At 63.8% G+C, this 5,062-nt stretch carries 3 protein-coding genes and 1 pseudogene; 2 read left to right on the plus strand and 2 right to left on the minus strand.

All coding sequences use genetic code 11. The features are described 5' to 3' along the window. Window positions 1-273 precede the first annotated feature (273 nt). Entirely contained in the window at window positions 274-1,353 is a 1,080-nt protein-coding gene (locus FHS74_RS29940) for an AraC family transcriptional regulator (protein ID WP_184807934.1), read from the minus strand. Window positions 1,354-1,513: 160 nt separating this feature from the next. Here FHS74_RS29940 and FHS74_RS29945 point away from each other — a divergent pair, with 160 nt between their 5' ends. After that, window positions 1,514-1,972 carry a (2Fe-2S)-binding protein gene (locus FHS74_RS29945; RefSeq protein ID WP_184807935.1) on the plus strand — a complete coding sequence of 153 codons (459 nt, stop codon included), beginning with the start codon at window positions 1,514-1,516 and terminating at the stop codon, window positions 1,970-1,972. After that, entirely contained in the window at window positions 1,969-4,215 is a 2,247-nt protein-coding gene (locus FHS74_RS29950) for a xanthine dehydrogenase family protein molybdopterin-binding subunit (RefSeq protein WP_211106640.1), read from the plus strand. Before FHS74_RS29945 ends, FHS74_RS29950 begins: the two co-directional genes overlap by 4 nt. A 752-nt stretch (window positions 4,216-4,967) precedes the next feature. Here the strand turns inward: FHS74_RS29950 and FHS74_RS30820 are convergent. Continuing rightward, window positions 4,968-5,062: pseudogene (locus FHS74_RS30820) on the minus strand (transposase); the annotation flags it as partial.

The raw sequence follows: 5,062 nt of genomic DNA on the forward strand, positions 1-5,062 counted from the left end.
GCGACGTAGAGGGCTCAACTCGGCCATCGCGGAACCTCCTGTCTGTGGATTGGGCTTCGACAACCGCAATCCTCAGACCGGAGGCCTCATACGCCGACAGCGGCGCCATTCCCGCGACAGCGGGTTCGTTCAATCCTCTGATTCCGACTTCCGGTGCGATGCTCTAGAGCTATGAGCGCCGGCAGCTGATGATTGGCCGCGCCGTTACCAGCTGGGCAGCCCAAGGCGGCTCGTGGCCCGCCATGACTGGCCCCCCAAAGGTGGTCCGCAACGTCAAGTCTGACCGCTCGCCTCACCACCGGCGTTCGAATGCGCCAGTCGAACAGCCTGTGGCGTCGATCCAGTCCAAGCCTGGAACGCTCGCACGAAAGAGTTGGAAGCCTCGTAGCCGAGCAGGAATGCTATCTCCGTGTTGGAGAGCGAAGAGTTGTACAGGTAGTGGTGTGCAAGGGACTTGCGCACCGCATCCAGCGTCTGCTGGAAGCTGCTCCCCTCGTCCTGTAGCCTGCGCTGAAGAGTGCGCACGCTAACGCCGAGCTTTTTGCATACGGCTGGCATGGACACCTCGCCGGCGGGCAGGGCCTCGATCAACGCGCTGCGCAGGCGCTCGATGGTGCTGGCGTGTTTCTTCAGATCGGACAGGCGTTGTCGAAGGCCCGGTTCGAAGAACTTCCACATGCCATGGTTCGCCGTGAGAAACGGGCGCTGCGTGTCTTCCGCCGCGAAAACCACGGCGGGGATGGGCAGGTCTTCCACCGGAACGCTGAACCAGGAGGCGTAGGCATCCGCATCGCGGATCGACAGGTTGGGCGAGGGCCATCCCACGCGCAGCGGGTTGACCGGGCTGCGCGTGGCCATGCGCGCGAGCTGCACCAGGAAGACCAGCTTGAACACCATGAGCAGGCGCGGCGGCGTCAGCCCGGGGTCGAGAAATTCCAGCGCGGCCGTGGTGCTGCGTGGGGTGTGCTCAAGCCTTAGCGCCACAGGCCCGCTCTTGTATTTGGCGAGGCGGTCGAGCGCACCGTTCAAGTCTTCACTGCACAGGGCGACGAAGAGTTCCGGATTGAACCAGTCGGTCGACATCTTCTGCGCAAAGCGCAACGGTGCCGGGCCGCCTGCGTTCCCGGCCTCCTCATTGATGGCGTCCCAGAGCCGAAAATAGGTCGCGGAGTCGAGCCGGACACTTTCGCGTGCGAACAGGTCGTCCGGCAATTTCGCGCGGCGCAGCACGTTGGCCCCGTTCACTCCGGCGTCTTGCAACATCACCCGCCAACTGGACCAGACCGAGAAGGTGCTGGTGTGGGCGAGGCGGTCGCTGGGGGCAGTCAGGTCGTCAGTGCGCGCGGATGGCATATGTGAAGTTTAAGTCGCGTACCGCGCCAGCGCAATGACAGATCGCGCCAATCAGGCGGACGAACGTTGGCGTCTTTAGCGCGATTATGGCGCCATCGGCGAATGCGCGCAGGTGACGCCGTTGGTAAAGTGTCGCCATTAAACCGACAGAGCAGGCGACATGAAGCTGACCGTCAATGGAAAGTCCCACGAGATCGACGTCGAGCCGGAGATGCCCCTGCTGTGGGTCCTGCGCGATGAACTGAACCTGCCCGGCACCAAGTTCGGTTGCGGCATGGCACAGTGCGGCGCATGCACCGTACAGGTCGACGGTATCGCCGTGCGCTCGTGCGTGACGCCGGTCGGCTCGGTCAGCGGTGCTGTCACCACGATCGAAGGCCTGGGCACGCCGGCCGCCTTACACGCCGTTCAGAAAGCCTGGGTAGAACTCCAGGTCGCTCAGTGCGGCTACTGCCAGTCGGGCCAAATCATGAGTGCAGTCGCGCTGCTGCGGGAGCACCCAACGCCCACCGACGCCGACATCGACGAAGCTATGTCGGGCAACCTGTGCCGCTGCGGCGCCTATCCGCGCATTCGAGCGGCAATTCACGACGCAGCCAAGCGCATCCGGGGAGCATGACCGTGGGCACACTTGCAACCATTGCTCGCCGCACGTTTCTGATCGGTTCGGTGGCCGTCGTGGGCGGCGTCGCCTTCGGAGCCTACAAGGTCAGGCGGGCACTGCCCAATCCACTGCTGGACGACCTGCCACAAGGCGCCACTGCGCTCACGCCCTATGTGCGTATTGATGCTCAGGGGGTGACGCTGATCGCCCCGCGCGCCGAAATGGGTCAGGGCATCCACACCACGCTCGCCGCGCTCGTGGCCGAGGAGTTGGACGTTGCGTGGGACAGCATCCACGTCGAGCACGGCCCGCCAGGCGCTGCCTATTTCAATCGCGAGCTATTGAAAGACAACGTGCCCTTCGCCGACCTAGATCACGGCTTCTCGGCCGAAGCCACGCGCGGCGCGATGGGTGTCCTGGCCAAGCTGGTGCCGTTGCAGATGACCGGAGGCTCCTCCAGTGTGGCAGACCTTTTCGACCGCATGCGTGTCGCGGGCGCAGCGGCGCGTTACGCGCTGGTGGCTGCCGCAGCGCAAAAACTTGGCCAGCCTGCGGCGCAACTCAAGACCGACAACGGCAGCGTCGTCGCCGCCGACGGCCGACGGTTGACCTACGTGGAACTGGCGCCGGCAGCGGCCGCAATCGACCTGCCGGACAGCGCGCCGCTGAAACCGCGCGAGCAATGGCGCTACCTCGGCAAGTCGTTGCCCCGGGTCGACATGGTGGCCAAGTGCACCGGCACGGCAACTTTCAGCATCGACGTGCGGCTTCCCGACATGGTGTTTGCCACCGTGCGCATGAACCCGGCGATGGGTGCCGCGCTCGTCAGCTTCGACGCCACCGCCGCCAAGGCCATGCGCGGCGTGCTGAGGGTGATCGACCTGCCCGGCGGTATCGCCGTCATCGCCAACAATACCTGGCGCGCCTTCCAGGCCGCGCAGGCCGTGCAGTGCGACTGGGCCGGGCCCGCCTACCCGGCCAGCACAGCGGCGATGCTGGATGGCATCGTTGCATCAATGACCGACAAGCACCGCGACAGCCGGCTGCGCGACGATGGCAACGTCGACGAGGCATTGGCCGGTGGCAAGGTGATCCAGGCCGAGTACCGCGTTCCCTTCCTGGCGCACGCGACGATGGAGCCGATGAACGCCGTCGCTTGGCTGCATGAGGGACGGATCGACATCTGGGCTGGTGTGCAGAACTCCACGGCTGCGCGTGAACTGGCGGCCAAGATCACTGGCCTCGATGTCGCGAAAGTGCGCCTGCATGTCACGATGATGGGCGGTGGTTTCGGCCGCCGCCTCGAATCCGACTTCGTGGCGCAGGCCGCGCGGCTGGCCATGGCCATGCCCGGCAAGCCGGTCAAGATGACGTGGAGCCGCGAGGAAGACATCGCGCAGGACTTCTACCGTCCGGCGGCGGTGGCACGTTTGCACGGTGCGATGGTCGGAAAGCAGGTGACCGCGCTCGACGTACAAGTCGCCTCGCTGTCGGTCGCAGAATCGAGCCTTGGCCGCCTTGCCCTGCCGAGCCTTGGCGCCGACAGGAAGATTATCGAAGGCGCCTTCGACCAGCCCTACGGCATCGCCAACTACCGCGCCACGGCCTACCGCACGCCAGCCGGCCGGCCGGTCAGCTACCTGCGCTCAGTCGGCAACTCCTACAACGCCTTCTTCATGGAAAGTTTCATCGACGAATTGGCCGTGGAGGCGGGCGTCGACCCGCTGACCATGCGGCTGGCGCTGCTCAAACACGAGCCGTCGCGCAAGGTGCTGGCGGCGGTGGCGTCCATGTCGGGCTGGGGGCTGCCGCTGGCAACTGGCAGCGGCCGCGGTCTCGCCTTTCACCTTTGCCGCGGGGTGCCGGTGGGTCTAGTGGCCGAGATCTCGGCTACCCAGAAGGGTGTAAAGATCGACAAGGTGTTTGTGGCCGTCGACGTGGGCACGGCGCTGGACCCGCGCAACCTCGAAGCACAAATGCACTCGGGCGTGATCTTCGGACTGAGCGCCGCGCTTTATGGTGAGATCACCTTCGCCAAGGGCGCGGCCGAGCAGACCAACTTCGATAGCTACCAGGTGGTTCGCATGGAGCAGGCGCCGGAGATCGTGGTCAAGGTGCTGGAAAGCGGTGGCCCGATCCGCGGCGCGGGTGAAACCGGCGTTCCGCCTGCTGCACCGGCGCTGGCCAACGCGATATTCCATGCCACAGGAAAGCGCATTCGCGAACTCCCCCTACAAAAGCACATCAACTTTGTCTGACGGGTCATAGCAAGATTTGTCCGAGGCGTGGGGCTGGCTCACATTCGCCGTGCGTCGGATGTGGACGCTATAACCAAAGCGCCTGAGCCTGATGTTCGCCGGCGACGGGCGTGGCTGGTCAGGACTCAATCTCAGCGGACATGAACCGTAACGGCGAGACCGTATCGTTTATGCCTGAGGTAACGGGCCTACCTAAACGCAGTCCTTCGACCTCTTCGTCCAAAAGCCGCGCCCCCTGCCTTCGGAAATGCCGAAGCCAGCGGCCACTTCGCCCACAGGGTGGCCCAGCTCGATCATCCGGCGGATCATCTCCGCTCGACCCAGCGGCGTCGTGCGCGCATTCTGACAAGCCGGGCGAAAACGACTACGACATCAACGCGATCAAAGACCTAAAGGACGGTGACAAGCTTTCGACGTTTCTTTGCTGTTGGCGGAAGCATTCGTCCCGAGTACATACGGGCCATTGCAAAACGACCGCTTCCAGGATCTTACGTTCCTATCGTGAACGACCGAAATGGGGCGCGAAACTGTCCTTCGGCGTTCGGACCTTTGATGTCTGCTTTGGGGCAAATCTGGCCGAATCACTGTTCGGCGCAAATGCGCCCATAGCGGACATCGAACCTAGCAGCCCCAGGATGGTCAAATCCTTCCATTAATCTTCGTAAGCAGAGTGTCGAAAAGGCCAGGCAGTGCATCGCCGGGATTTGCTGCATCCGAGACAATCGCCTTTATGCCTCGGTTTTCCAAAACTCGTGGAAGCCATCCGGCACGGTGTGGAGCAGGAAGCGCCGGATGAACTCGAAGGATGCCAGGGTCATGACCTTGGCCTTGTCATGATGGCGATAAT

The organism is Nitrospirillum iridis (assembly GCF_014205765.1).
GTDB classification, from domain to species: Bacteria; Pseudomonadota; Alphaproteobacteria; order Azospirillales; family Azospirillaceae; genus Nitrospirillum; species Nitrospirillum iridis.

Coding starts and splice junctions, on each gene's coding strand:
- FHS74_RS29940 (WP_184807934.1), bottom strand. CDS start 1,353: ATGCCATCCGCGCGCACTGACGACCTGACTGCCCCCAGCGACCGCCTC.
- FHS74_RS29945 (WP_184807935.1), top strand. CDS start 1,514: ATGAAGCTGACCGTCAATGGAAAGTCCCACGAGATCGACGTCGAGCCG.
- FHS74_RS29950 (WP_211106640.1), top strand. CDS start 1,969: ATGACCGTGGGCACACTTGCAACCATTGCTCGCCGCACGTTTCTGATC.